Raw genomic sequence first — 25076 nt, 5'->3', positions numbered from 1 at the left:
GTGGTCCGCGCCGCTGTGCCCAGGGAGGTAAGTCGTAGTCCACGGAGAGTGACGATCGCAGTCCACTGACAGGGTTTGCAAACACCGGTCAGGACCGTGACCTAACCGACCGGTAACCGGTTAACTGGATCGATGCCGCACACTGGCGGAGTGAACGAGCAAAGCCGGCAAGCCGAGCGGACGCGGTTGGCGGACTCCGACCCGCCCACCGCACCGTGGCGACTCTGGGGCCCCTACCTGGCCGGACGCCAGTGGGGGACGGTCCGGGAGGACTACTCGGCGGGGGGCGACGCGTGGACGTCCTTCCCGTTCGACCACGCCCGCTCACGCGCCTACCGCTGGGGCGAGGACGGCATCGCCGGCATCTGCGACGTGCACGGCTTCCTGAACCTGGCCGTCGCTCTCTGGAACGGCCGCGACCCGATCCTCAAGGAGCGCTACTTCGGGCTCACCAACAACGAGGGCAACCACGGCGAGGACGTCAAGGAGCACTGGTGGGTCACCGACGGCACGCCGACGCACTCCTGGATGCAGGTCGTCTACCGCTACCCGCAGGCTGAGTTCCCGTACGCCGAGCTGCGCGAGACGGCCAAGCGCGCCGGCCGCAACGAGCGCGAGCCCGAGCTGTCCGACACCGGCGCGCTGGACGAGAACCGGTTCTTCGACGTCCGGGTCAGCTACGCCAAGGCCGGTCCGAAGGACGTCTGCGTCGAGCTGACCGCCACCAACCACGGCCCGGACCCGGCGCCGCTGCACCTGCTCCCCCAGTTCTGGTTCCGCAACACGTGGGCGTGGGGCCGCGACGACCGCATGCCGAGGCTCACCGCCAGCACGAGGGACGGCTGGCGCCGGATCACCGCCGAGCACGGCGCTCTCGGCCGCTACACGCTGCACGTCGAGGGCACGCCGACCCTGCTGGTCACCGACAACGAGACCAACGAGGTCGAGCTGTTCGGCACGTCCGCGAACCCGACCCGCTACACCAAGGACGGCATCGACCGGTACGTCGTCGGCCGCGACCCGAAGGCGTGCCAGGTCGTCGGCCCGGACGACACGGGCGAACCCGGGACGAAGGTCGCCGCCTGGTACTCGTTCGACCCGGTCGAGCCGGGCGAGTCGGTCACCGTCCGGCTGCGCCTGGTGGAGGGCGACGGGCACCTCGACGCGTTCGGCCCGAGCTTCCAGGACACCCTGGACCAGCGCAAAGCCGAGGCGGACGAGTTCCACCACACCGATCTCGACCCGAAGCGCGCCGCCGTCGTCAGGCGCGCGCTCGCCGGGCTGATGTGGAACAAGCAGCACTACCGCTTCCGCACCCGCGAGTGGCTGGACGGCGACCCGGCGCAGCCCGCCGCGCCGACGTCCCGCAAGAACATGCACGCCCGCAACGCGCACTGGCGGCACTTCGACGTGGCCGACGTGATCTCCATGCCGGACGAGTGGGAGTACCCGTGGTTCGCCGCGTGGGACCTGGCGTTCCACACCGTGCCGTTCGCGAAGGTCGACCCGGCGTTCGCCAAGGAGCAGCTGCTCCTGCTGTGCCGCGAGTGGCTGATGCACCCGAACGGCCAGCTGCCCGCGTACGAGTGGGAGTTCGGCGACGTCAACCCGCCGGTGCACGCGTGGGCGGCGTTGCAGGTCTACCGGTCCGAGGAGCGGAAGGACCGGAAGTTCCTGGCCAAGGTCTTCCACAAGCTGCTGCTGAACTTCTCGTGGTGGGTGAACCGCAAGGACGCCGACGGCAGCTACCTGTTCGAGGGCGGCTTCCTCGGCATGGACAACATCGGCCCGGTGAACCGGTCCGAGCCGATGCTCGGCCAGTGGCGACTGGAGCAGTCGGACGCCACGTCGTGGATGGCGGCGTACAGCCTGCACCTGATGCAGATCGCGCTGGAGCTGGCGCGGCACGACGAGTCGTACGAGGACGTGGCCACGAAGTTCGTGGAGCACTTCCTGAGCATCGCCGAGGCGTCCACCCAGTTCGGTTCGGGCGGGCGCGGCATCTGGGACGAGACGGACGGGTTCTGCTACGACGTGGTGTCCCGCCGGCTGCCGGACGGGCACGTGGAGTCCCAGCCGGTGCGGGTGCGGTCGATGGTGGGCCTGATCCCGGTGCTGGCGTGCGCCGTGCTGGAGCCGTGGGTGTTCGAGGAGCTGCCCGATTTCGCCCGGCGGCTGGAGCACCTGCTGTCGAAGCGGCCGGAGTTGCAGCAGTTCCTGAGCCGCAGCGGCGGCGGTGCGCTGCTCAGCCTGCTGGACGAGCGCAAGCTGCGGCGGGTGCTGAGCCGGATGCTGGACGAGGGCGAGTTCCTGTCGCCGCACGGCATCCGCAGCTTGTCCGCGGCGCACCGCGAGGGCCTCGAGGTGCAGGTCGCGGACCAGGAGCACCGGATGGGCTACGAGCCGGGCGAGTCGCGCACGCCGATGTTCGGCGGCAACTCGAACTGGCGCGGCCCGGTGTGGTTCCCGACGAACGCCCTGCTCGTGGAGGCCCTGCGGACGATCGAGGAGTTCCACGGCGGAAGGTTCCACGTGGAACTTCCCACTCGCAGCACCCGGCACGTGACGGCCGGGCGGGCGGCGGACGAGCTGGTCCGCCGACTCGTGTCGCTGTTCATGCCCGACCACGACGGGCGCCGGCCGGCCGACGGCAAGCGGATCGAGGCGACGGACTCGCCCCTGTGGCGCGAGCACGTGACCTTCAGCGAGTACTTCGACGGGGACACCGGCGAAGGGCTGGGCGCGACGCACCAGACCGGCTGGACGGCCCTGGTCGCGAGCTTGTTGACAGATCGTCGCCAAACCGGCGCTGTGGGTGAATCAAATGAGTGATTTAAGCCAAACGACTGAACATTTTGTCGCTGAACGTCACCTGTGACGCAAGATTCATGCACACCGAAGCTCTGTAACACGCGCGTGCTGTGCACCCAGTCACCCAAGTGGCAGTATGCCGAACACTCGACCGACACAGTTACAAGGAGTGACGCCGTGGCCCGTCGTACCAGGCACGCTGCGCTCGCCCTGTTCCCCGTGCTCGCCTTGGCGGCCACGATGACGGCGTGCGCGACCAAGGTCAACACCGGCTCGTCTAGCGACGGGTCGAGCATCAACCTGGTCCAGAGCGGCAAGCTGACCACCTGTACGCACCTGTCCTACAAGCCGTTCCAGTTCAGCGAGGGCGACAAGACCGTCGGCTTCGACGTCGAGCTCGTCGACCTGGTGGCCAAGGAGCTGGGCGTCACCCAGCAGATCTTCGACACGCCGTTCGAGACCATCACGTCGGGCACGAGCTTCAGCGCGAACCAGTGCGACCTGGCCGCGGCCGGCATGACGATCACCGACGAGCGCAAGGCGGTGATCGACTTCTCCGACCCGTACTTCGAGGCCTCGCAGGCGCTGCTGGTCAAGAAGGGGTCCGGGATCAAGGACCTGGCCGGGCTGAAGGGCAAGAAGCTCGCCGTCCAGCAGGACACCACCGGTGAGAAGTACGCGAACGACAACGCGGCGGCCAACGGCTACACCGTGGTGCAGTTCGAGGACCTGCCGCTGATGGAGACCGCCGTGCGCACCGGCGCGGTCGACGCGGGCATCAACGACAACGGCGTGCTCTTCGACTACGCCAAGGAGTTCCCGGACACCGAGGTGACCGCGGAGTTCGACACCGGCGAGCAGTACGGCATCGGCGTCAAGAAGGGCAACACCGCGCTCCAGAGCAAGATCAACGAGGTGTTGAAGAAGGCCAAGGAGAGCGGCGAGTACGACACGATCTACGAGAAGTGGTTCGGCAAGAAGCCGGAGAGCAAGTAACCGGCTGACGACGGGGCCGGTGCTGTGACAGGCACCGGCCCCGTGCCTTGTCCACCCACTGCGAGGAATCCACATGGCACTCTCGAAACGACAGCGGGCGCGAGCGATCCGCATCGGTCAGTACGCCCTGCTGGTCGTGGTCGTCGTCGCCCTGGCCCTGAGCGCGGACTGGGAGCAGGTCCGCAAGGCGTTCTTCAACACCGAGATCGCGTCGGCGATGTTCCCGAACGTCATCACGGTGGCGTTGAAGAACACCATCATCTACACCGCCCTCGGCTTCGCGTTCGGCCTGGCGCTCGGCCTGGTCCTGGCGCTGATGCGGCTGTCGTCGGTCGCGCCGTACCGCTGGATCGCGATGGTCTACATCGAGGTCTTCCGCGGTGTGCCCGCACTGCTGGTCTTCATCGCCATCTACTACGGCGTGCCGATCGCGTTCCAGCTCCAGTTCGACCCGCTGAGCACGGTGATGCTGGCGCTCGGCAGCGTCGGCGCGGCCTACATGGCGGAGACGATCCGCGCCGGCATCCAGGCCGTGCCCAAGGGCCAGATCGAGGCGGCCCGCTCGCTGGGCATGTCCAGCGCCCGCGCGACGGTCACCATCGTGATCCCGCAGGCGTTCCGGATCATCCTGCCGCCGCTGACCAACGAGCTGATCCTGCTCACCAAGGACTCGTCGCTGATCTACATCCTGGGCCTGTTCCGCGAGCAGTACGAGCTGACCAAGTTCGGCCGCGAGACGCTGAGCCGGTCGCCGTCCCTGACGCCGATCCTCATCGCGGGCCTGTGCTACCTGATCATCACGCTGCCGCTGGGCCACCTGTCGCGGTACCTGGAGAAGCGCACCGGCGGCAAGAAGATCAGCACGCCGGAGTCGACCGGATTGGGGGTGTCGGCGTGAGCGACGTCGTCGTCGAGGTCACCGGCCTGAAGAAGTCGTTCGGCACGCTGGACGTTCTGAAGGGCATCGACCTCCAGGTCAACCGCGGTGATGTCGTGTGCATCATCGGGCCGTCCGGCTCGGGCAAGTCAACGCTGCTGCGCTGCGTGAACCTGCTGGAGGAGCCGACCGGCGGCAAGATCGTGGTGGACGGCGCCGAGCTGACCGACCCGGACGTGGACATCGACAAGGCCCGCACCAAGATCGGCATGGTGTTCCAGTCGTTCAACCTGTTCTCCCACCTGAACGTGCTGGCGAACCTCACGGTCGCGCAGCGCAAGGTGCTCAAGCGGGGCGAGCAGGAGGCGCAGGAGGTCGCGCTGCGGAACCTGGAGCGGGTCGGGCTGTCGGACAAGGTCAACGCCATGCCCGCGCAGCTGTCCGGTGGGCAGCAGCAGCGGGCGGCGATCGCGCGGGCGCTGTCGATGGACCCGGACGTGATGCTGTTCGACGAGCCCACCTCGGCGCTGGACCCGGAGCTCGTCGGTGACGTGCTCGGGGTGATGCGGCAGCTGGCCGACGAGGGCATGACGATGCTCGTGGTGACGCACGAGATGCAGTTCGCCCGCGAGGTGGCCGACCGGGTGCTGTTCATGGACGGCGGGTACGTCGTCGAGGAAGGGCCGGCCGAGCAGGTCATCGGAGCGCCGCAGCACGAGCGCACGCAGTCGTTCCTGGCCCGCGTGCTCGACCCGACGCACCACGGCCCGCGCGACTGACCCACCCCGGCCCGGCGCACGCCGGGCGCTCCTTGCCAACGGGTCGGTCGACCAGCATTGTCGATCACATGACCGATGAGGGGGCGCGGGGGCTGGACGTGTTCGACCCCAGCCCGCCGCGCTCCGCCCGGCTCGCCGCGGCCGAGGTGCTGCGCGGCGTTGGCGAGCCGGACGGGACGTGGCGGTTACCGAGGCGGCGGGCCGGTATCCCGCCGGTGGTGCGGGTGGCGGACCGGTTCCTGACCGGTGTGCTCGACCTGCGCGCGGTGGAGTTCCCCTACCTGCTGGAGTTCGTCCGCTGCCGGTTCGAGGAGCCGCCGGACCTCCGGCAGGGCAAGCTGGCCGGTATCGGGTTCGCCGACTGCTGGCTCCCCGGCCTGTCCGCGCGGAACTTGAGCAGCGCCAACGAGGTCTCCTTGGCCGGCAGCACGGTCGACGGCCTGGTCGACCTGGTCGACGCGGACGTGGCCGGGTCGCTGTCGTTGCAGGACAGCACGTTGCGGGCGCCGGACGGCATCGCGTTCCACGCGGACCGGTTGAAGCTCGCGGGCGGGTTGCTGGCGCAGCGGGTCCAGGTCGTCGGCGAGCTGCGGATGGCGGGCGCGCACGTCGGCGGGTACTGCAACTTCAGCGGCGGGCTGCTGAACAACCCGCTGGGCCACTCGTTCAACGGCACCGGGCTGCACGTGGGCGGCAACCTCCTGATGAACGGCTGCGCGCTGAACGGCACCGTGCTGCTCGCGGGCGCGCGGGTCGACTCCGCGCTGACCCTGCGCGGCACGACGGCCGCCGACGGCCGGGCCGACGACGACGCGCTGGACCCGCACTCCGACCCGAACGCCACCCTCGTCTTCGACCGCATCACGGTGGACGGCGACGTGCAGCTGGACCGAGGTTTCCGCAGCTCGGGCACGGTGCGCATGGTCAACGCCACGCTCGGCGGCACGCTGTCGCTGTCCGGCGGCACGTTCGACTCGCTGGACGACCGCACACCGGTCGACGGTGCCGCGACGACCGACCCCACGGGCTACGGGCGGGCGCTGCACCTCGACGGCACGCAGGTCGGCGGGGACATCATCGGCCGTCAGGCGCACGTGCGCGGCCAGTTCCGCATGGTCGACCTCCAGGCCAAGGGCAGCCTCATCCTCGACGGGTCCACGCTGGACAACCCGCGGGCGGACGCCGTGCTGGGCAACCGGTCCCGCATCGGCAGCAACCTCACCGCCCGCGAGGTGGAGGTGACCGGCGGGCTGGAGCTGCGCGGCGTGCACGTCGGCGCGAACCTGGACCTGCGCGGCAGCCGGATCACGAAACCCGGCCGCTACCGGCACCAGCCGGCGGGCAAGCCGTCGGTGGACGTCGGCGGCGCGACCATCGGGCGTGACCTGATCTGCGCCGGCGGTGCGAAGGAGTTCGTGGCGCACGGCGGTGTGCGGGCCAGGCGGGCGCAGATCGGCCGGATGGCCACGTTCGCGGGCTCGGTGCTCGGCGACAAGCTGGACGCGCACCCGTTGAACCTGCTGGGGATGCAGGTGCAGGAGCTGGTGGTCACGCCGGTCAGCCCGCCGCGCGGTGATGTGACGTTGCGGCAGGTGCGCTGCACGGTGCTGGACGACAACGAGTTCTTCTGGGGCACGACCGGCCGGATCGACCTGGAGGAGTTCCGCTACGACTCGCTGCGGCACCCGATCGACCTGCGTGACGACGAGGAGGTCGACCGGCGGCTGCGCTGGCTGCGGCAGGCGATGCGGCGCACCTACCGGCCCGGCCCGTACGACCAGTTCGCCGAGATGCTGCGGGCCGGCGGCAACGACGAGCACGCGGCGACGGTGCTGGTGGAGAAGCAACGGCTGCGGTACCGGGCCGTCGCCGAGGGCCGCCGCTGGCTCCGGCCGCTGGTGCTGCTGTGGAGCTGGCTGCAGCGCGCGATGGTCGGCTACGGCTACCGCCCGGCCCGCGCGCTGGCGTGGCTGGTGGTCGCGTGGCTGCTGGGGAGCACCTGGTTCGCCACCGGGCCGGAGCTGGACGAGATCAACGCGGACGACGAGCTGTCGTGGAACGCGTGGCTGTACACCATCGACCTGGTGGTGCCGATCGTCGACTTCGGCAACAAGAACCGGTGGAACGTGCCGGGCATGTCGCAGTGGATCGCGTCGGGGCTGATCGTGACGGGCTGGGTGCTGGCCACGACGGTCGCGGCGGGCATCACCCGCATGCTGAAGCGCTGACGCGACGAGCCCCGCCCGGCTGGGTGCCGGACGGGGCTCGTCGGTGTCGGTAACCGGTGGGCGGTCAGTGGATGGCGACCGGCTTGACCCGCTCGCTGTCCTCGTCCACGTGGTAGTCGTCGGCTTGGGTCTGGTCGGTCCCGTTGAACCACCGTGCCCGCTTGGCGATCAGCGTGACGAGCACGGCGACCACCAGGTTGGCCACGACGGCGACCGCGCCGACGTAGATCTGCACGGCCGACCCGGCGAACGGGTGCCAGCCGAACAGCGACAGCTTGTCCAGCGGCAGCGCGGAGCCGGCGAAGTGCGACTTGCCGACGGCCGGGTTGCCGATGTTGTACAGCAGGTACATGCCGTAGCCCATGCCGGCGATCCAGCCCGCGATCAGGCCGTACACGTGGAACCACCGCGTGTAGAGCGCGATCGCCACGGCCGGCAGCGTCTGGAGGATCATCACGCCGCCGATGAGCTGGAGGTCGATGGAGAACTGCGGGTCGATGAACACGATGAACACGACCGCGCCGAACTTCACCACCAGCGACGCGAGCTTGGCCTGCTTGGCCTCCTGCTTCGGCGTCGCGTCCTTCTTCAGGTACTCCTTGTAGATGTTGCGCGTCCACAGGTTCGCCGCCGCGATCGACATGATCGCCGCGGGCACCAGGGCGCCGATCGCGATGGCCGCGAACGCGACACCGGCGAACCAGCCCGGGAACTCCTGGCCGAACAGCACCGGCACGATGGTGTTGGTGTCCGGGCGGCCGGTGGCCTGGTTGGTGATCGGCTTGACGCCGGCCGTGATGGCGACGAAGCCGAGCATCGCCAGCAGGCCCAGGAGCAGCGAGTACGCGGGCAGCGCGACCATGTTCCGCTTGATCACGTTGCGGCCGCGCGAGGCGAGGATGCCGGTCAGCGAGTGCGGGTAGAGGAACAGCGCCAACGCCGAGCCCAGGGCCAGCGTCGCGTACTGGAGCTGGTTGTTGCCGTTGAGGATGATCCCGTCGGCCTTGCTCTCGGACGCGGCGTACTTCGCCTGCGCGCTGTCGAAGATCGCGCCCCAGCCGCCGAACTTCGACGGCAGGTAGATCACGGCGACCAGGATCACGATGTAGATCAGCGTGTCCTTGACGAACGCGATCAGCGCGGGCGCGCGCAGGCCCGACTGGTACGTGTAGAGCGCGAGGATGACGAACGCGATGAACAGCGGCAGGTGGCCGAGGATGCCGGAGCCGTTGAGGCCCATCGTGCGCAGCACGGCCTCCAGGCCGACGAGCTGCAACGCGATGTACGGCATGGTGGCGACGATGCCGGTGATCGCGACCAGCAGCGCGAGCCAGTGCGAGCCGTACCGGCCCCGGACGAAGTCCGCCGGCGTCACGTAGCCGTGCACGCGGGAGACCGACCACATGCGCACCAGCGGCAGGAACACGATCGGGTACAGGATGATGGTGTAGGGCAGGGCGAAGAAGCCCATCGCGCCGGCGCCGAAGACCAGCGCGGGCACGGCGACGAACGTGTACGCGGTGTACAGGTCACCGCCGACCAGGAACCAGGTGATCCAGGAGCCGAACTTGCGGCCGCCGAGGCCCCACTCGTCCAGGTGGTCGAGGGTGTCGCCGGCTTTCCACTTCGCTGCGAAGAAGCCCAGGACGGTGACCAGCAGGAACAGCGCGCTGAACACCACCAACTCGGTCCACTGCATTACTTGGCCCCCTCGTCCAGGTCGTCCACGCCCAGCTTGTCCGGCTTGCCCGTGACGACGGGGTCGTCCTTGGTCTTGAGGTAGACCAGGCCGACGCAGACGACACCCACCGGAACCCAGACGAACTGGTACCAGTAGAAGAACGGCAGCCCGAACAGCCTCGGCTCATCGGTGTTGAACCAGGGCGTGACGAGCATCAGGAGCGGAACGAGCAGGAGCAGGTTCCAGTTGCTCCAGCGGAGGCTGGATTTTCGAGCTGACGGCATGTGCCCCTCCGTACGGCGGCCCAGTGACGCGGTGTCGCGCGATGCTAGGCCGGAGGGAGGACAGTCGTCACCATGTCGAGTGGGTTACCGACCGATGAAGTAGCAGGATCGTGACCAACTTTCACTCGCCAGGCACGGTGCCGGGGAGGTCACCGCGCAGGTCGCCGCGCAGGCCGGTCACCAGGTGGTTCTCTGCCTGGTCGAGGTACGCGAGCAGGGCGTCTTCGGCCTGCCGAACCAGGCCGGCGTCCAGGTGTCCGACGATGGCCTGGTTCTGCGGCAGGTAGTCGCGGTAGAAGTCCTCGTGGTCGCCCATCACGTGGAAGGCGAGGCGCAGTTCGGCGAGCAGGCGCTTCACCTCCTCGTCCAGCCGGGCGCTGCCGGCCAGGGCGGTGAGGGCCTGGTGGAACTTCACGTTCGCGGTGCCGACGCCCGTCCAGTCGTCCTTCTCGCGGCTGGTCAGGCCGAGGTCGACGGCGTCGCGCACGGCCTGCCTGGCGCGGTCGTCGGCGTCCGGCCAGCGTCGGACGGCGCCGCACTCGATGATCCGGCGGGCGGCGTAGAGGTCCACGACGTCGGCCGCGTCGGGGCGGCGGACGAAGACGCCCTTGCTGTACTCGTGCACGAGGAGGCGTTCGTGGGTGAGCAGGCGGAACGCCTCGCGCAGGGTGTTGCGCGAGACGCGGAGGGCTTCGCCGAGTGCCTTCTCGTTCAGCTGCCGACCGGGCTTGATGTCGCCGTCGAGGACGCTGGTGCGGAGCTTGTCGGCGACGCGTTCGGCGGTGCTGGAGCGGTCGAGGTCGCCGCGGTCCTTCGCGAGGGCGTCCAGCCAGCCGTCTGCCGCAGCGGTCGTCATGCGAACGAGTCTAGTGACGGTGAACGCGAGTGACGTTGAACGAGGCTACTGCCCCACGAGTGAAATGGGGGATTGAAGTATCGTTGAACAATATTCGATGGTGATGCGGTGGAACGCTGGCTCAGGACGTGAGCGTCAGGCCGGCGCGGGCGGGTGGGCCGGTGTCACGTGGGGCATCCGGTCGAGCAGGCCGAGGATCACGTCGACCTTGTCCAGGACCTGGTCCGGGTCGATCCGGCCGTGCACCGTGCCGAAGACCAACCCGGACTCGAACGTCAGGTCGAAGGGCATCGGGCTCCTGAAGGACGGCGATTCCACCTGGCCGAGCATCAGCTCGACGACCTCCGGGCTGAACGTCCGTGCCGCAGCGGACAGGTCGGCGGTGAACACGACGAAGTGACCGTCCACGGGTTCAGGCAACCTGACCTTCAGCCACTGCCGCTGCTCACGCGCCACCGTCGACGGCGCTTCAACGGCTGGTTCGCGGTCCGGGTCGGGAATGCGCTTCGGCGGCAGCGGTCGGCCCAGGTAGTCCACGAGTTGCCGCCGGCTGATCTTCATGGGCGCTACGATCGAGGTGGCCACCTCGATCCGGTACTCGTAGTGCGTAGTCGTACCGGCCGTCGGGACGGTCTTCTTCATCGACGCCTCGCTCACGCGCACCGACCACCTGCCCCGACGGAAGGCCAGCGCGGTGTCGAAGCGTGCCCGCCGCACGGTCCCGAAGCGGTTGATCAGGCCTTCGCTCTCCCTGTGCAGCGGCGGCAGGAGTTCGGCCGACCACGCGCGAGCTTCGGCGGGACCGCTGATCCTCCCGCCGAGGCGGCCCGCGAACGCGGCCAGCGCCTCGGCGTGCTCACGCTCCTCCTTCCGCTCACTGCGCCACTTCCACCAGAACACCAGGCCGATCAAACCCGCCATGACGGCGAGGAGCGGGGAGAGATCCAGCAAGTACTCCATGATCAGATGTCCAGGTACCCCTCGGTCTGCTGCTTGGACTGGTCTTTGCCGGTGTCGTCGTAGTCGGCCGCCTTCTGACCGGCGCCGTAGTTCCGGACCGGCTTGTCGACGCCGGCGTTCGCGCGGGTGCCGACCCCCAACTGCGATCGCGTCGCGTCGACGACCGCGCCCTTCAGGGATCCGGCGAACCCGTCCTGCATCCGTTCGCCGAGCATGCCCTTCTCTGCCCACAGCTTGTCCAGCATCGACTTGTTCCTGACGCCGTTGGCCTCCAGGCTTCTGGCCTGCTTACCCGCCATCGAGCGCTGGAAGGCCGCCTTGACGTTCCCGGCACGCTTGCTCAGGTTCCGCAGGAAGTCGAGGATCTTGGTCAGGAACTGCTTCAGCTTGGCCACGATCCGGGCCACCTTGCTACCGGTGGTGGCGACCCGCACGCCGGTCGCAGCCCCCGCCGCAGCCGTCGATGCCCCGAAGCTGGGCACGGCAGCGGCCAGGGCCGGGATCCAGATCATGATCAACCAGGTGATCAGCTCGGTGAGGATCGCCTTGATGAAGTCCTCGACGATCGTCATGATCATGCTGGAGATCTGGAGCACCTGAGCGATCTCACCGGCCTGACCGGCGACGCCGTCGATGCCGTCGGCGAACTCGCCCAGTTTCGTGCTCGCCGCCTCGGCAGCGTCTCCACCCCAGCTCGTCACCGAACTCGCCAAGTCCTTCTCGAACGTCTCGCGCAGGGTGGCCACGCCCTTGCCGATGGCGTTGAAGTTCTCTGCGGCCTGGGCGAGTGCGGGGCCGTCGCCACTGACGAAGTGGATGGCGTCCTCCAGCGGCTGCACCACGCTGATCAAGAAGTTCAGCCCTTGTCCGACCAGCCAGCCGATCGGGTCGACCGCGATGCTGTAGGCGGACGTGCCGACCGCCCCCATGACCGCAGCGCCTTCGGAGATCAGGCCGGTTACCTCGGCACCGCCTTTGTCCTGTGCCTTGCCCCACGCTTCCTTGGTCTTGAGGTAGTTGCCGTAGAAGGGGACGGCTTCCGCCATCTTCTGGCTGGTTTCCTTCTCACCGACGGTGATCTCGACACCGCCGGCCGTGGTTTTCTCTTCAGCCATCGCCGTGTTTCCCCCTTCCTACTGGATGTCGAGCTCGACTTGCAGGCCGTTGAAGAGTTCCTTCACCGCTTGTTCCTGCTCGTCGTAGTCCTGAGCCGCGCCGTTGAACTTGTCCGCCCCGGACTGGAGGCCGTCTTGAAGAGCCTGGAAAAGGTCGCCGAGGTCACCGAGCATTTGTGTGTACTGGCTCTTCACGAACAGGCCGACCACGCCCCAGGACTTGTCGGAGACATCCGCCTTGGCCACGAGGCCGGCGATCTCGGCGGCAGTGCCGCGGTGGCCGTCGAGCTTGCCGGCGAACTGCCGCAGTTCCTCGACGTTGACGTCGAATCCGCCGCTCAACGCGCACTCCTCATCTGCTTGCCCAAGAACACTGTCAGCGGTCCTCGTCGTCGAAGAGGTTCAGGAAACGGCCGTTCTTGTCCTGCGTGGGACCGGAAGGCGGGGGCGTCTTGGGCTTGTCGTCGTCGCGCAGGAACCGCTGCTGCGAGAAGTCGTCCGGCTCTTCCGGCGCCGGCCTTCGGGGCGGGGGAGGCGGTGCCGCGGGGCCGGGCGGTGGCATCCGGTGTGGCCCCGGGCCCGTCATCGGCGGCGGTGGCATCGGTGGCCTGCCGGCGGGGAACGGGCCTGCCGGGGGCGGACCGGGACGTGGCGGGACGGGCGGTGGCGTCTGGCTCGGAGGGGGCTGCTCCGTCATCGCCCGCAGTTCCTGCGGTGAGACGCCGAACAGCTGGGCCTGGGTCTCCAGCACCTGCTCGGTGAGGTTCATGTCGTCGCCGAGCGCGTTCTCCACGATCCCCGCCTGCCGCCGCGCCGCCTCGGCCACGGCCTGCCGCAGGGTCGCCATCAGCGCGCCGGCCAACGCGTGCGGCGGACGGCGCATGGCCTGGTCGGTCAGCCGGATGTCCTTGATCGCCCCGGACGGCCCCGCCACCACGGTCACCGCCCGGTCCGGCGATGTCGCCACCACTTCGAGGGCGGCCAGCTCCTGCTGCATCTCCCCGATGCCCGCGACCTGCTGGTCGACCCGCTGGATCCTGGCCTGGAACTGCTCGAACTGGGCGACGAGCTGGTCGAACGCGGCCGACACGACAAGACCTCCGGGAAAGTGGCGAACTCCGGCGACGGGTACCGGCCGGGCGAACGTCGCCCATGGTGGCAAGGCGGTGACTGGCTGTGTGGCAGAACGGACGAACTGCCGCCGTGAAACCTCCGCGCCGTTCGGCGGGTTTCACCACCCGGCGGTCGTTCGGGAGTATCGGTGGGTGATCAAACGACTCCGCGCGGTCATCCCGTTGGCCCTTGGCCTGTCCCTCCTCGCCCTGCCCGGCACGGCCCACGCGCAACGCGCACCCTGCTTCGCCCCGACCGCTCCCACCACCGTGGAGGAACAGCGGTTGGACGACCGGCTCACGCCGACCGGTCCGGAGGTCGGGCCCGAGTTGGTGCGGTTGGGCGGTTTCGACGACGACGTCAGCCGGTTCACCGACCGGCTGTGCGGGCCGACCTCCCGTTCCGAAGCCCTCCGGCTCACCCTGTCCAGCGGCACGGAGTTGTGGCGTGCGGCGGTGGAGCGGGCCCGGTCGGCGCAGGCGTGGGACGCCTATGACGACCGGCCGCTGTACTGGGCCCGGCTGCTGGGCACCAAGGCGCTCCGGCAGTGGCAGCCGCGCGGGTGGCAGCTCACCGCCGCCGAGCGGGCCGCGCTGGTCGACTCGTTCGACCGGGCCTCGCGGGGAGTCTCGGACCTGCGGTTCGCGCCGGGCGTCCGGCGGATCGCGGTCACCGGGTTCGACCCGTTCCAGCTCACCGGCACGTCCGTGCGGCGCAGCAACCCGGCCGGGGCGGCGGCGTTGCGGCTCGACGGGAAGGTGATCGACACGCCGTCCGGTCCCGTGGTGGTGGAGGCCGCCGTCCTGCCGGTGCTGTGGGGTTCGTTCGACCAGGGGATCGTCGAGCGGTTCTACGGCCCGGCGCTCGGGTTCCGGCCGGACGCCCTGGTCACCGTCAGCCAGGGCCGGCCTGGGCGGTTCGACGTCGAGCGGTGGGCGGCTCGGTGGCGGGGCGGGTTCGCGGACAACAACGACGTCGGCGCGCTCGGTGTCGTGCCGGACGCGGCCGGGTGGCCCCAGCCGGCGCACGAGTTCATCGAGACGACGTTGCCGCACCAGCGGATGGTCGACGCGGGGACCACGCCGTTCCCCGTGCTCTACAACCGGTCGTTCTGCGAGTGGCCGTTGGGCACCACCCCCGGCACCGGCACGCCGAGCTGCCGCACCGACGAGCCGACGCCCGGCGCGGCGGCGGCGCAGGGCAGCGGCGGCGACTACCTGTCCAACGAGTCGATGTACCGGGCGAACCGGCTGCGGCTGGGTCTGGGCGCGACCACCACCGCCGGCGGCCACCTGCACACGCCCGTGCTGGGCCAGCCCGCCGACCCGACCGCGCTCACCGACCCGGCGTTCGAGCGGGAACGCCGTGCGATCGCCGATCAGGTGGCCGCGCTGGTGTCAGTAATCTGACCGACGTGAGGGGCTGGCGGGCGACGGTCGTGGCACTGTCCGCGCTGTCGCTCGCCGCCTGCACGGCCCACGTCCAGGGCGCGCCGGACGCCGAGGTGGTCCGACCCTCCCTCACCCCGACGGTCGACCAGCTGCCCAAACCGGGCCAGTGCACGAACACCGGCCTCGAAGTCCTCGACTGCGGGACCGAGCACGAGGCCGAGGTGACCGAGGTCGGCTCGGTCGAGTTGGGCGCCGAGTACCCGAGCGACCGCGACCTGCGCCGCGCCGTCCTGCCCGCGTGCCGCGCCGCCCTCACCGCGTACCTCGGCAGCGCCGACCACGACGCCACCCGCCTCCAGTCGCACGCGTTCTGGCCGAGCCGTGACGGCTGGGCGAAGGGCGACCGCTGGCGCGTCTGCGCGGTGGTCGAGCTGAAGCCGGACGGCAGCCGGGTGCGGCGCAAGACCACGGCCAAGGACCTCCTCAAGGCGGCCGGGTTCGCCACGGTGCAGCTGTGCGCCTCCGCCTCACCGGGTGAAGCCAAGGACGCCGGGATCACCGCCTGCGACGGCCCGCACAAGGCCGAAGCGGTGCCGGGCGTGCTCACTCTGGGCAATCCACAGGACCCGGCACCGTCCCTTGACCAGGTGAACGCCCAAGCCGCCGAGCACTGCGCGAAAGCGGTCACGAACTACGTCGGCGCACCGCGCGCGGACGTCTTCGCGTCGTGGCGGGCGTTCGGCAGCCAAGCCTGGTCCGAGGGCCACACGTCGGCGATCTGCTACGCCGAGGCGACCCGCCCGTTCACCGGCCGGCTGTGGGGTCTGGGCGGCAACCCGCTCCCCGGCTGATCCACAGCAACCCACAGGCTGTGCACAGCTCTGTCCACAACCTGTGGACAACTACCGCCGTCGCCAGGCGAGCAGCACCAGCAACACGCCGACCAGAATCGGAGCGCCGCTCGCGAAAACGGGCCTGAGCACGGGCAAGAAGGCGACCACGCCCAGTTCGTAGAGCACCGAAGCGGTCAACGCGATGACGCCGGCGGTCAGCGGCGCGGCTGGGGACAGCTTCCCCAGGCCCACCACTCCCACCACCAGTCCCGCCAGTCCCAGGGCGACCAACCCCCGGACGCGCACCTCGTCGAACTGGTCCAGCCCGTAGCCCCACGCGAGCCCCGCGACGGGCGTCGCGAGCGCACCGAGCAGGAACCCGCCCAGCTGCCACCACGCCGACACCCCCGTCCGAACGGGTGCCGCGGCGCCCTCGGTCGACCCACCGACCGGGTAGTACCGCACGTTCCCCGGAGTCGGACCGACCTGTGGTTCGGGTGGGCCGTCGTAGTGCAGTCCGCCGAGGAAATCGTCCTGCTGGGTCACTCTTCCTTGGTACCTCCGGACGAGCCGGAAATCACCCAGAGCAACCAAAAAGAGACCCGGTGGACGCCGTTGGCCACCGGGTCTCACGCCATGAAGCGCAGGGGAAGGGCTCAGCCGAGCCGGAGCTTCAGCGCCTCCAGCTCGTCGCGCAGCGAGGTCGGCACCTTCTCGCCGATCTTGGCGAACCACTCCTCGATCATCGGGATCTCGGCCCGCCACTCGTCGGCGTCGAACTCCAGCGACGCCTCGACGTCCTCGCGCGACGCGTCAAGGCCGGACAGGTCCAAGTTGTCCGCCGTGGGCACGTGGCCGATCGGCGTCTCGACCGCGGCGGCCTTGCCCTCGATGCGCTCGATGGCCCACTTCAGCACGCGCGAGTTCTCGCCGAACCCAGGCCACAGGAAGCGCTTGTCGTCACCGCGGCGGAACCAGTTGACGTAGAAGATCTTCGGCAGCTTGTCCGCGTCGGCCGACTTGCCGGTGTCGATCCAGTGCTGGAAGTAGTCACCGGCGTGGTAGCCGATGAACGGCAGCATCGCCATCGGGTCGCGGCGCACGACGCCGGTCTTGCCGACGGCGGCGGCGGTCGTCTCGCTGGACAGCGTGGCACCCATGAACACGCCGTGCTGCCAGTCGCGCGACTCGGTGATCAGCGGAACGGTCGTGGCGCGCCGGCCGCCGAAGAAGATGGCCGAGATGGGGACGCCGTTCGGGTCCTCCCACTCCGGCGCCTTGATGTCGCACTGCGCGATCGGCGTGCAGTACCGGGAGTTCGGGTGCGACGACAGCTCCTCGCCGCCCGGCGTCCAGTCCTGCTTCTTCCACGAGGTCAGGTGGGCGGGCGGCTCGCCCATGCCCTCCCACCACACGTCGCCGTCGTCGGTCAGCGCGACGTTCGTGAACAGCGAGTTCCCCTTCTCGATGGTGCGCATCGCGTTGGGGTTGGTGTGGTAGTCGGTGCCGGGCGCGACGCCGAAGAAGCCGTTCTCCGGGTTGACCGCGTACAGCCGGCCGTCCTCGCCGAACCGCATCCAGGCGATGTCGTCGCCCAGGGTCTCGACCTTCCAGCCCGGGATGGTCGGCTCCAGCATGGCCAGGTTGGTCTTGCCGCAGGCGCTCGGGAACGCGGCGGCGATGTAGTACGCCTTCTGCTCCGGCGAGGTCAGCTTGAGGATCAGCATGTGCTCGGCGAGCCAGCCCTCGTCCCGCGCCATCACGGAGGCGATGCGCAGCGAGTAGCACTTCTTGCCCAGCAGCGCGTTGCCGCCGTAACCCGAGCCGAACGACCAGATCGTCCGCTCTTCGGGGAACTGGGTGATGTACTTGGTTTCGTTGCACGGCCACGGGACGTCGTCCTGGCCCGGCTCCAGCGGCGCGCCGATCGAGTGCAGCGCCTGGACGAAGTCGGCGTCCTCGCCGAATCGCGCCAAGGCCTTCGTGCCCATGCGCGTCATGATGTGCATCGAGACGACGACGTACTCGGAGTCGGTGATCTCCACGCCCAACATCGGCTTCTCCGCGTCGAGCGGGCCCATGCAGAACGGGATCACGTACATCGTGCGACCGCGCATCGAGCCCCGGTACAGCTCGGTCATGATCGCTTTCATCTCGCCCGGGTCCATCCAGTTGTTCGTGGGACCGGCGTCGGCCGGGTCCACGGAACAGATGAAGGTGCGCTCTTCGACCCGGGCGACATCCGTGGGGTCCGAGGCGGCCCAGAAGGAGTTGGCTTTCTTCTTCAGCGGAACGAAGGTGCCCGCGTCCACGAGTTTGGCGGTGAGCCGGTTCCACTCTTCCTGGGAGCCGTCTGCCCACACCACTTCATCGGGGCAGGTCAGCTCGGCGACCTCGCGCACCCAGGACAGGAGGCGCGGGTGGTTGGTGGGTGCCTGGTCGAGACCGGGAATGGTCACTGCCGTCATCTCGTCTCGTCTCCTAGCTGAGCGCCAGCCCACGGTGGACGCCGTTGTCCTGGTGGGACGTCCTCGGGAATGGCTCCGCCCGCCCGGTGGAGGGCGTGCCGGTTAAGGGGATAGACGGAGGTTAGCCGGGTTAATCCCGGGTAACGCACATCTGACCTGTCGGCTGGCTCACAAAACCGATTCTGGAATCGATTCAGCACCCGATCACCACAAATCGGCCTGTGACCTGGGCTTTAGTTCGGGGAATGCAAGGGCGCGCAGGTGCGTCGATCACCACACGACCGGGTGTACGGGTGGTGACGCGTGGGAGCGCTCTCATCGTGGCGCGCAAGAATTGCTGCGTCGAAATGCCCGAATTTCTCGACCGTTTCAGGAACGGCGGACCGGCGGTCCCAACAAGTTCGTCAGCGGTTGTTCCACGTGTGCCACGAGGGATTCGCCGAACACGCACAGCGTGTGCTCCCAAGGGTGTCCGAACGTGCCGAACCGCAGATCCCTTGGGACGTAGAGGAAGTAGTCCCCGTCCGGGTGCACCCCGCCCGGCCACGGCGGCTGCCCCGGCCGGCCGACGCGGTCCGGGTCGAACCGGTAGCCGACGTGCTGCCAGTCGAGCCAGTGCAGCTCCTCCCGCGCGACGGCGCGCAGACCGGCGACGACCACGTCCTGCAACTCGTCCACACCGTCGTCGTCGTCGACGTTGAGGTGCCAGGTCACCGAGCCCGGCGGCTCCGCGATGCCGGGGAAGGCGTGCACGCTCGGCCGGAACCTGAACCGACTGCCGAAGTCGTCCCAGATCTCCGTGTACCCGGGTTGGTCGAACAGCGGCACGACCGGGCGGGTCGCGGCGGGCGGCCCCGGCGGCGTCCAGAGGTAGGAGCGCGCCGTGGTGACCTCGCGGAAGCCCGCGTCCAGCAGGACGTCCCGCAGCCCGCCGTCCGCTTCGGCGTAGAACGTCGACTTCGGCGGTGCCCACCGCGCCCAGTCCGCCAGCACGGCCGGCACCCGCGACCACGGCCCGGTGAGACCGCCGATCACCACCGAGCCATCGCCCGTGATCTCCGCCCAGCCGACGCCCACGACCTCGCCGCCGGAGAGGACGACCCGGACGTTCGCGTCGTAGAGCCGGATGGGGCCGTCGGCTTCAAGGTCCGCGAACGGCGTGCGGTGGTGGCCGTCGGCCCGCCGGCGGACTTCCGGCAGGTCTTCGTCCCGCAGTCCGCGCACGTCCGGACCTGTCGGCGCGGTGATCTCGTGCGCGGTGATCTCGTGCGCGGCGAGGACGGAACGCTCCCAGCCGGGCGTGAACCCGGCGGCGAGCAGGTGGACCGGGAGGTCGGGTGACTCGTGCGCGTAGGTCTTCCACTCCACCGGCTCGCAGCGTTCGGCGAAGTGCGCCTTCTGGCGTTCGACCAGATCGGCGAGGTCGACACCCGTGAGGTCGTGGTGCTCAACGGTGCCGTGCGTGCCGTAGTGGACGCGGGTGACCGGACCGTCCTGCTCGACCACCGCGCCGACCGGCGGGTGCCACGGCATGCGCGGCCAGGCGTCGTCGGCGGGTCGGTTCTCGCGCGTGGTCATCGGTCGAGCCGCTTGTAGTACTGGACCTGGGGGAACGCGGTGAAGCCCGCGCGTTCGCAGGTGCGGCGGGCCGGGGCGTGGCCGGGGTCGCCGCCCGTGCCGACGACGGCGAGCGCGACGCCCGCTTCCCGGAGTCGGTCCACGGCGAACTCGGTCAGGGCGGTGCCGATGCCCTGGCGTTGGTGGTCGGGGTCGACGGCCAACATGTGGATCTCGCCGTTGCCCGCGCGAACCGCGACGAACCCGACTGCGCGGTCCTGCCGGTCGGCCACCCACACGGCTGTCGCGTCGTCCCGGCAGACGTCCTCGACGGCTTTCGCCTGCGTCGGCTCCCAGTCCGGGAAGAGCGCTTCGTAGATCGGAACGCCCAGGGCTGCGCGGAACGAGTCGAACACCGGGGTCCAGGCGCGGAGCGAGAACTCCACGACGGCGGCGATGTCGTCGGCCGTCAGCGGGCGGATGACCATGTGGCCATCATCGCGCCATGCGCACCACGTCCGCACCCGTGTTTGCGGTGCCGGCCCCGGCCGCGCCACGCACGGTCAGGGCCGGGGTGATCAGTTCGGGCTGATCCACTGGCCGGTGACGGCGTCGATGCGGACCACGCCGGAGACGGTGACCTTCTCCTCCGACCAGGCCTCGTCGCTGTCGGGCGTGTACTTGCCGTCCTCGCCGATGCGGCCGTGTTCGACCTCGGTCCACTCGTCGTCACCGGTGTGCTTCGAGACGGTGACCTCACCGTCCTGGGTGATCTCGGTGGCCAGGTCGGCGTTGCCGTCACCGTCGGCGTCGGTGAAGAGCCAGGTGTCGCCCTCTTCGTCGCGCACGACCGCCGTGTCCGCACGGCCGTCGCCGTCGGTGTCCTCGGTGGCAGGCCCGACGTTCTGGTCCGCGCCGTCCTCGGTGTCGACCACGATCGACTTGCCCGCGTTCGTGTTCGTCTGCTGGCTGTGGTCGTCCGACGGCTCCACCGCGATCCACTCGCCGGAACCCTCGTCGAACGCGGCCTGGCCGGTCAGCTCGCCGTCGGCGTCGAACGTGCTCATCAGGTCGGCCTGGCCGTCGCCGTCCGTGTCGCTGAACGCGAGGTGCCCGCCGTCGTCGGTCTCCACGACCGCGCTCTCCTCGACACCGTCCTGGTCCAGGTCGTAGGTCGCCTCGGCGGTGTACTCCTCGTCACTGACCGTGACCTTCAGCTCGCCGTCGGTCGCGCCTGTTTCGTCGATGTACACCTTTTCCCACCCTCTCGCGTGTTCCTCCAGGTCTGACTCACGTTATGCCTGTTCGGTTCCGCCGGGGAAGGCTCGGTACCGGGCTCGCCGGAAACCGAGTGCACGACGGGTGAGCACCACAGCTCGATGCGGTCCCACGATCGGAGGCCGGCCGCACTGACGTCTTGTCACCCAGGGTGATCACCAGAAGGCGCGCGCGAACTCCTCGATCCGGTCAGTGGCAAGCCCGGTCGTGAACTGGTTCCTCAACGGCCCCGACTACGAGTTGTTCTCCGGGAGAAGAAATCGATTCACCCGACCCGGGTCGGTCGATCAGGGGTGGACGTCAACGAGCTTGGCATAGGCGACGATGTTGTCGGTATAGGTGTTGCGCGATTCGTCGAATTCGCCGCCACAGGTGATCAGGCGCAGACCGGCGTGATCGATCGCCCCGTAGACGTCGTCGGTCGGGAAACCGTTCTTCGGGTGCTGCCGCACCGACGTCACGGCGAAGGTCGCGATGCTGTCGTCCTCACGGCGGACTTGGACTCGGTCACCCGGTTGGAGGGTGCCGAGCCGGTGGAACACGCCGGGCTCGCCGTTCCAGTCGACGTGGCCCGCGATGATCGCCGGTCCGAGAGCGCCGGGGGTCGGGGCGCCCGTGTACCAGCCCGCGTCGTCACCGTTGCCGGGAACTTCCAGGGCGCCGTCGGCCGTCAGTCCCAGATCGACCAACGGGGAGGAGACCCGCAGAACGGGAATGGTGATCTCGACCGGCGCCACCGAGTCCATCAGCGGCCCCGTGGTGGGAGTCCGGGGTGCCTCGGCTGACGACTTCGCCTCCTGCGTGGAAGTGGTCGTCGCAGGTGGGCCGACCGCTCGTTCGGGCAGTCCCGGCGCTGCCGACCAGTGGGTCGGCAGACCGAGGGCGAGCAGGACGGCGCCCGTCACAGCGAGACCGACCGCCACCACGTTCCAGCGTGCTCGGCGGCGGTCGGTCTCGCTGCGGTCCCGCAGGCCCATCACTGCCCTTCGGCTACTGCCGACCGAGGCGCCGACGTGCCGGCACCGTCCCGGCCGCGCCGAGCAGCGCGAGTCCGCCGAGCAGCAGCAGTGCCTCCGAACCGATGCCCGCGGACGGGCCGGTACCGGTCTCGACCCCACCTGCCGGGACCGAGCCCGGAGCCGCGGCGGTGACCATGCCGCAGGTCGCCGGGTTGGTCGCCTCCTCCGGGATGCCGTCGACCCCCAGCGACTTGGCGAACGTCGATTCGCCGAGGGCCTCCATGTCGTAGGTGCCGTTGCCGTTGACATCGATACCGTGCTGCACGATGTGCAGGTTCTTGAGGTTCGCGATGGTGCCGGGGGGAAGCGCGCTCGCTTCGATGGTGCGTTCGTAGGTCAGCACGCCTTCGGCGTTGGCCTTGGGCATGCGGTCCACCGCCAACCCGCTGGCCTTGGTCGTGTCGCCCTCCGTGGTCAGCGAGACGAAGATGTCGCCGTAGGCGGGCAGGCCCTCTTCGGTGTTGATGAACCCGTCGCCGTCGGTGTCGGCGGACTTGTCCGGGCACCTGAAGTGGCCTGACGCCGCACCGTGGATGTGCTGGGCGTGCGGCGCGTTGGGGGTCATCCCCTTCGACTTGATCGACACCTTGAGCGCGCCGCCCGTCGGCGTCAGGGTGGCGGTGCCGGTGGCACCGGTGCCGTTGATGTCCCCCAACTGGAGGGTGAAGGATTCTTCGTTCGCCTGGGCGACAGGCCCGAACACCAACGCCAGCCCTGTCACCGGGATCACCAATAGGACGTTTCGCAACTTCATCGCCGGAATCCCTTGTTCGATTGGACCCGGTTCTGCCAGTTCGTCGCCGACGCCGGATCAGCTCGACGTTAGGACACACGTCGGGGAGGTGCAGCGCGAAGCTCATCCGCATTCCGCTTATTGCACTCGCCAGGGTGAACTGGTGTCCTGATCTCGTTTACCTGACCGGGTGAGATTGCCGCGCCCGGCAACGCGAAATTTTCAGGGGATCGGGTGAACAGCCGGCTATAGCCGCTTCACCCGCACCGAGCGCGAGGTCAAGCGCGGTCGCGCACCGCGCGGATCCGGGCCAGCAACTCGTCCACCTTGACCCGGCCGGCGGTCAGCTCGGCCACCTTCCGCGTCACCGCCTGCAACGCACGGGCGCGTTCACCGGCTTCCATCCGCAGCGCCTTGTCGACCTCGCGCAGTTCCGCCTCGATCGCGTCGACCCGCTTGCCCAGCGCGTCGTCCAGCGCCAGCGACAACTGCTGCTCGGCCTCGATCAACTGCTCCGCCACCAACTGGTCCACGGTGGACCGCGCGTCCGCGATGGCGTCCGACAGCCACTGCTTCAAGTGCTGCTTGTCGGCCGAGTGCTTGCGGGTCCGGGCCATCCACCAGCCCGCGCCGAGCCCCAGCGCGATCGTCACCGGCAGCACGATCGGGTTCAGCGCCGCCACCCCGAGCCCGGCCAGCGGCAACGCGGCCAAGCGGCCCGCGCCCAACCCGCCGGACACGCCCATGAACACCAGCAACTTGTCCTCGGCCGTCGGCGCGCGCTTCTCCGGCGGCCTCAGCACGACCGGCGGCGTCACGCCCCGCGCGAACTGGCTGCGGATCACCGCCAGCTCGTCCGCCGAGAACAGGTCCGCCAACGCCGAGTCCGCCACCTTCGACAGCCGCACCGCCAACCCGGCGCTGATCCGCCCGGACACCACCTGCAACGCCGCGTCCACCTGCTGCGGCAGCGCCGCCAGCCGTTCGCGGTCCGCCGCGTCGATGGCCGTGCGGAACCACGTCTGCACGTCCCGCATCTGCCGGCTGACCTCGTGCGCGCCCTCCACCCGGGCCCGCTGCACCTCGCCGCGCAACCGCACCTGCCAGCTGCGCGTGGACGAACGGCGTTGGGAGTTCAGCTCGTCACGCCGTCCGCGCAACGTCTCGGCTTCCTCTTCACCGGACGACAACGCGCGCTTGTCCGCCTCGTTCCGCGCGATCAGCTCGTCCAGCACGGTCGCCAGCGCGCGCAACCCGTTGGCCTCGCCGAGCATCGCCGCCCGGCCGACCACCAGCTCCTGCAACGCCTCCTGCAACTCCCCGATCCCGGACCGCTCGCGCAGCATCGCCGCCGCGTCCGGGTTCGGCGCCTTCGACGCCAGCTCGAACATCCGCGACGACACCGGGTGGAACTTGGCGCCGCGGAACCGGGGCGCGTGCTCGGCCAGCAGCGCCTGGTCGGCCTCCAGCACCTGCCGCCACCCCCGGTACTGGTCGACCTTGGTCAACGCGAACACCACGGTCTCGACGCGTTCACCGACCGTGCGGAGGAAGTCCAGCTCACCACGGGTGAACGGGGCCGACGCGTCGACCACGAACAGCAGCGCGGTCGCGGTGGCGGCGGCTTCGGCGGCCAGCTCGCCGTGCACCGAGTCGAGCCCGCCGACGCCCGGCGTGTCCACAACGGACAGTCGTTCCAGCAGCGGGATCGGCGCGTCGACCTCGACGTACCGGGGCGGCAGCATGCCCTCGGGCAGCTCGTGCGCCGCCGACACCCAGTTCACCAGCTCGGACCGGTCGAACGGCACCGGCGACATCGACCCGGCGTAGCAGGCGCGGGCGTCCCACTCCTCGCCGTACCGGAACACGAGGTACGTCGCGGTCGCCACCTCGGCGTCGACCGGCGACAGTCCCGGCGTCGCCAGCAAGGCGTTGACCAGCGAACTCTTGCCCCGGTTCGTCTCACCGACGACCACGACCGACGCGGGACCGGCGCGGCGGGTCTCCACGAACGACGCCGCCGCCGGGTCGAGGGTGCGGACCAGGTTCGTGAGCTTCTCCCTGGTCTGCCGGACGATCTGCGGGAGGGTGCTCATC

The 25076-nt window shown here is 69.5% G+C and carries 22 protein-coding genes; 7 read left to right on the top strand and 15 right to left on the bottom strand.

Annotated features, from left to right (window positions below; genetic code table 11):
• Positions 1–150 precede the first annotated feature (150 nt).
• From OQ02_RS01770 to OQ02_RS01750, 5 genes are all read left to right on the top strand, one after another.
• Positions 151–2832, top strand: coding sequence for an MGH1-like glycoside hydrolase domain-containing protein (locus tag OQ02_RS01770; protein ID WP_231499829.1), 2682 nt, complete (start codon positions 151–153; stop codon positions 2830–2832).
• A gap of 156 nt (positions 2833–2988) precedes the next feature.
• Positions 2989–3807, top strand: coding sequence for a transporter substrate-binding domain-containing protein (locus tag OQ02_RS01765; RefSeq protein WP_033436383.1), 819 nt, complete (start codon positions 2989–2991; stop codon positions 3805–3807).
• 73 nt (positions 3808–3880) lie between these two features.
• Positions 3881–4705: an amino acid ABC transporter permease gene (locus tag OQ02_RS01760; RefSeq protein ID WP_033436382.1), complete on the top strand. Its 825-nt coding sequence runs from the start codon at positions 3881–3883 to the stop codon at positions 4703–4705.
• Positions 4702–5463: an amino acid ABC transporter ATP-binding protein gene (locus OQ02_RS01755; protein WP_033436381.1), complete on the top strand. Its 762-nt coding sequence runs from the start codon at positions 4702–4704 to the stop codon at positions 5461–5463. The genes OQ02_RS01760 and OQ02_RS01755 overlap by 4 nt, the downstream gene beginning before the upstream one ends.
• A 68-nt stretch (positions 5464–5531) precedes the next feature.
• Positions 5532–7691 (top strand): hypothetical protein, encoded by a 2160-nt coding sequence (locus OQ02_RS01750; RefSeq protein ID WP_051771514.1) that lies wholly within the window; start codon positions 5532–5534, stop codon positions 7689–7691.
• A 64-nt stretch (positions 7692–7755) separates the two neighbouring features.
• On the opposite strand, the gene mctP is transcribed toward OQ02_RS01750, so the two are convergent.
• The 7 genes from mctP to OQ02_RS01715 all read right to left on the bottom strand — a co-directional run bounded on the left by mctP (position 7756) and on the right by OQ02_RS01715 (position 13677).
• Positions 7756–9390: a monocarboxylate uptake permease MctP gene (mctP, locus tag OQ02_RS01745; protein WP_033436380.1), complete on the bottom strand. Its 1635-nt coding sequence runs from the start codon at positions 9388–9390 to the stop codon at positions 7756–7758.
• Entirely contained in the window at positions 9390–9656 is a 267-nt protein-coding gene (locus OQ02_RS01740) for a DUF3311 domain-containing protein (RefSeq protein WP_033436379.1), read from the bottom strand. The genes mctP and OQ02_RS01740 overlap by 1 nt, the downstream gene beginning before the upstream one ends.
• 121 nt (positions 9657–9777) lie before the next feature.
• Positions 9778–10512, bottom strand: a complete 735-nt coding sequence (locus OQ02_RS01735; RefSeq protein ID WP_051771512.1) for a GntR family transcriptional regulator — start codon at positions 10510–10512, stop codon at positions 9778–9780.
• Positions 10513–10647: 135 nt separating this feature from the next.
• Positions 10648–11472 (bottom strand): hypothetical protein, encoded by an 825-nt coding sequence (locus OQ02_RS01730; protein WP_033436378.1) that lies wholly within the window; start codon positions 11470–11472, stop codon positions 10648–10650.
• Between the two features lie 2 nt (positions 11473–11474).
• Positions 11475–12587, bottom strand: a complete 1113-nt coding sequence (locus tag OQ02_RS01725; RefSeq protein ID WP_033436377.1) for a WXG100 family type VII secretion target — start codon at positions 12585–12587, stop codon at positions 11475–11477.
• Between the two features lie 18 nt (positions 12588–12605).
• Complete coding sequence (locus OQ02_RS01720; protein WP_033436376.1) at positions 12606–12929, bottom strand: hypothetical protein; 324 nt, start codon at positions 12927–12929, stop codon at positions 12606–12608.
• Positions 12930–12963: 34 nt separating this feature from the next.
• The gene (locus tag OQ02_RS01715) at positions 12964–13677 is read right to left on the bottom strand and encodes a YbaB/EbfC family nucleoid-associated protein (protein ID WP_033436375.1); all 714 of its coding nucleotides are present in this window, start codon (positions 13675–13677) and stop codon (positions 12964–12966) included.
• Positions 13678–13852: 175 nt separating this feature from the next.
• Here OQ02_RS01715 and OQ02_RS01710 point away from each other — a divergent pair, with 175 nt between their 5' ends.
• Positions 13853–15109 (top strand): hypothetical protein, encoded by a 1257-nt coding sequence (locus OQ02_RS01710; RefSeq protein WP_063746990.1) that lies wholly within the window; start codon positions 13853–13855, stop codon positions 15107–15109.
• 5 nt (positions 15110–15114) lie between these two features.
• Positions 15115–15942 carry a septum formation family protein gene (locus OQ02_RS01705; RefSeq protein ID WP_033436374.1) on the top strand — a complete coding sequence of 276 codons (828 nt, stop codon included), beginning with the start codon at positions 15115–15117 and terminating at the stop codon, positions 15940–15942.
• Positions 15943–15993: 51 nt separating this feature from the next.
• Here the strand turns inward: OQ02_RS01705 and OQ02_RS01700 are convergent, their stop codons facing one another.
• From OQ02_RS01700 to OQ02_RS01665, 8 genes are all read right to left on the bottom strand, one after another.
• Positions 15994–16470 carry a hypothetical protein gene (locus tag OQ02_RS01700; RefSeq protein WP_033436373.1) on the bottom strand — a complete coding sequence of 159 codons (477 nt, stop codon included), beginning with the start codon at positions 16468–16470 and terminating at the stop codon, positions 15994–15996.
• Positions 16471–16580: 110 nt separating this feature from the next.
• Positions 16581–18392 (bottom strand): phosphoenolpyruvate carboxykinase (GTP), encoded by a 1812-nt coding sequence (locus OQ02_RS01695; RefSeq protein ID WP_033436372.1) that lies wholly within the window; start codon positions 18390–18392, stop codon positions 16581–16583.
• Positions 18393–18761: 369 nt separating this feature from the next.
• Positions 18762–19970: a DUF2716 domain-containing protein gene (locus tag OQ02_RS41835; RefSeq protein ID WP_033436371.1), complete on the bottom strand. Its 1209-nt coding sequence runs from the start codon at positions 19968–19970 to the stop codon at positions 18762–18764.
• The gene (locus OQ02_RS01685; RefSeq protein ID WP_033436370.1) at positions 19967–20437 is read right to left on the bottom strand and encodes a GNAT family N-acetyltransferase; all 471 of its coding nucleotides are present in this window, start codon (positions 20435–20437) and stop codon (positions 19967–19969) included. The genes OQ02_RS41835 and OQ02_RS01685 overlap by 4 nt, the downstream gene beginning before the upstream one ends.
• A 90-nt stretch (positions 20438–20527) precedes the next feature.
• Positions 20528–21202, bottom strand: coding sequence for a hypothetical protein (locus OQ02_RS01680; RefSeq protein WP_033436369.1), 675 nt, complete (start codon positions 21200–21202; stop codon positions 20528–20530).
• 312 nt (positions 21203–21514) lie between these two features.
• Entirely contained in the window at positions 21515–21964 is a 450-nt protein-coding gene (locus tag OQ02_RS01675) for a class F sortase (protein WP_197043192.1), read from the bottom strand.
• 253 nt (positions 21965–22217) lie between these two features.
• Positions 22218–23000, bottom strand: a complete 783-nt coding sequence (locus OQ02_RS01670) for a hypothetical protein (protein WP_197043191.1) — start codon at positions 22998–23000, stop codon at positions 22218–22220.
• Positions 23001–23257: 257 nt separating this feature from the next.
• Positions 23258–25075 (bottom strand): dynamin family protein, encoded by a 1818-nt coding sequence (locus tag OQ02_RS01665; protein ID WP_033436368.1) that lies wholly within the window; start codon positions 25073–25075, stop codon positions 23258–23260.
• Position 25076: the final 1 nt, after the last annotated feature.

Origin of the sequence: Saccharothrix sp. NRRL B-16314 (assembly GCF_000716595.1) — a bacterium.
Taxonomy (GTDB): Bacteria; Actinomycetota; Actinomycetes; order Mycobacteriales; family Pseudonocardiaceae; genus Actinosynnema.
This window is presented reverse-complemented; position numbering and strand designations above follow the sequence as displayed.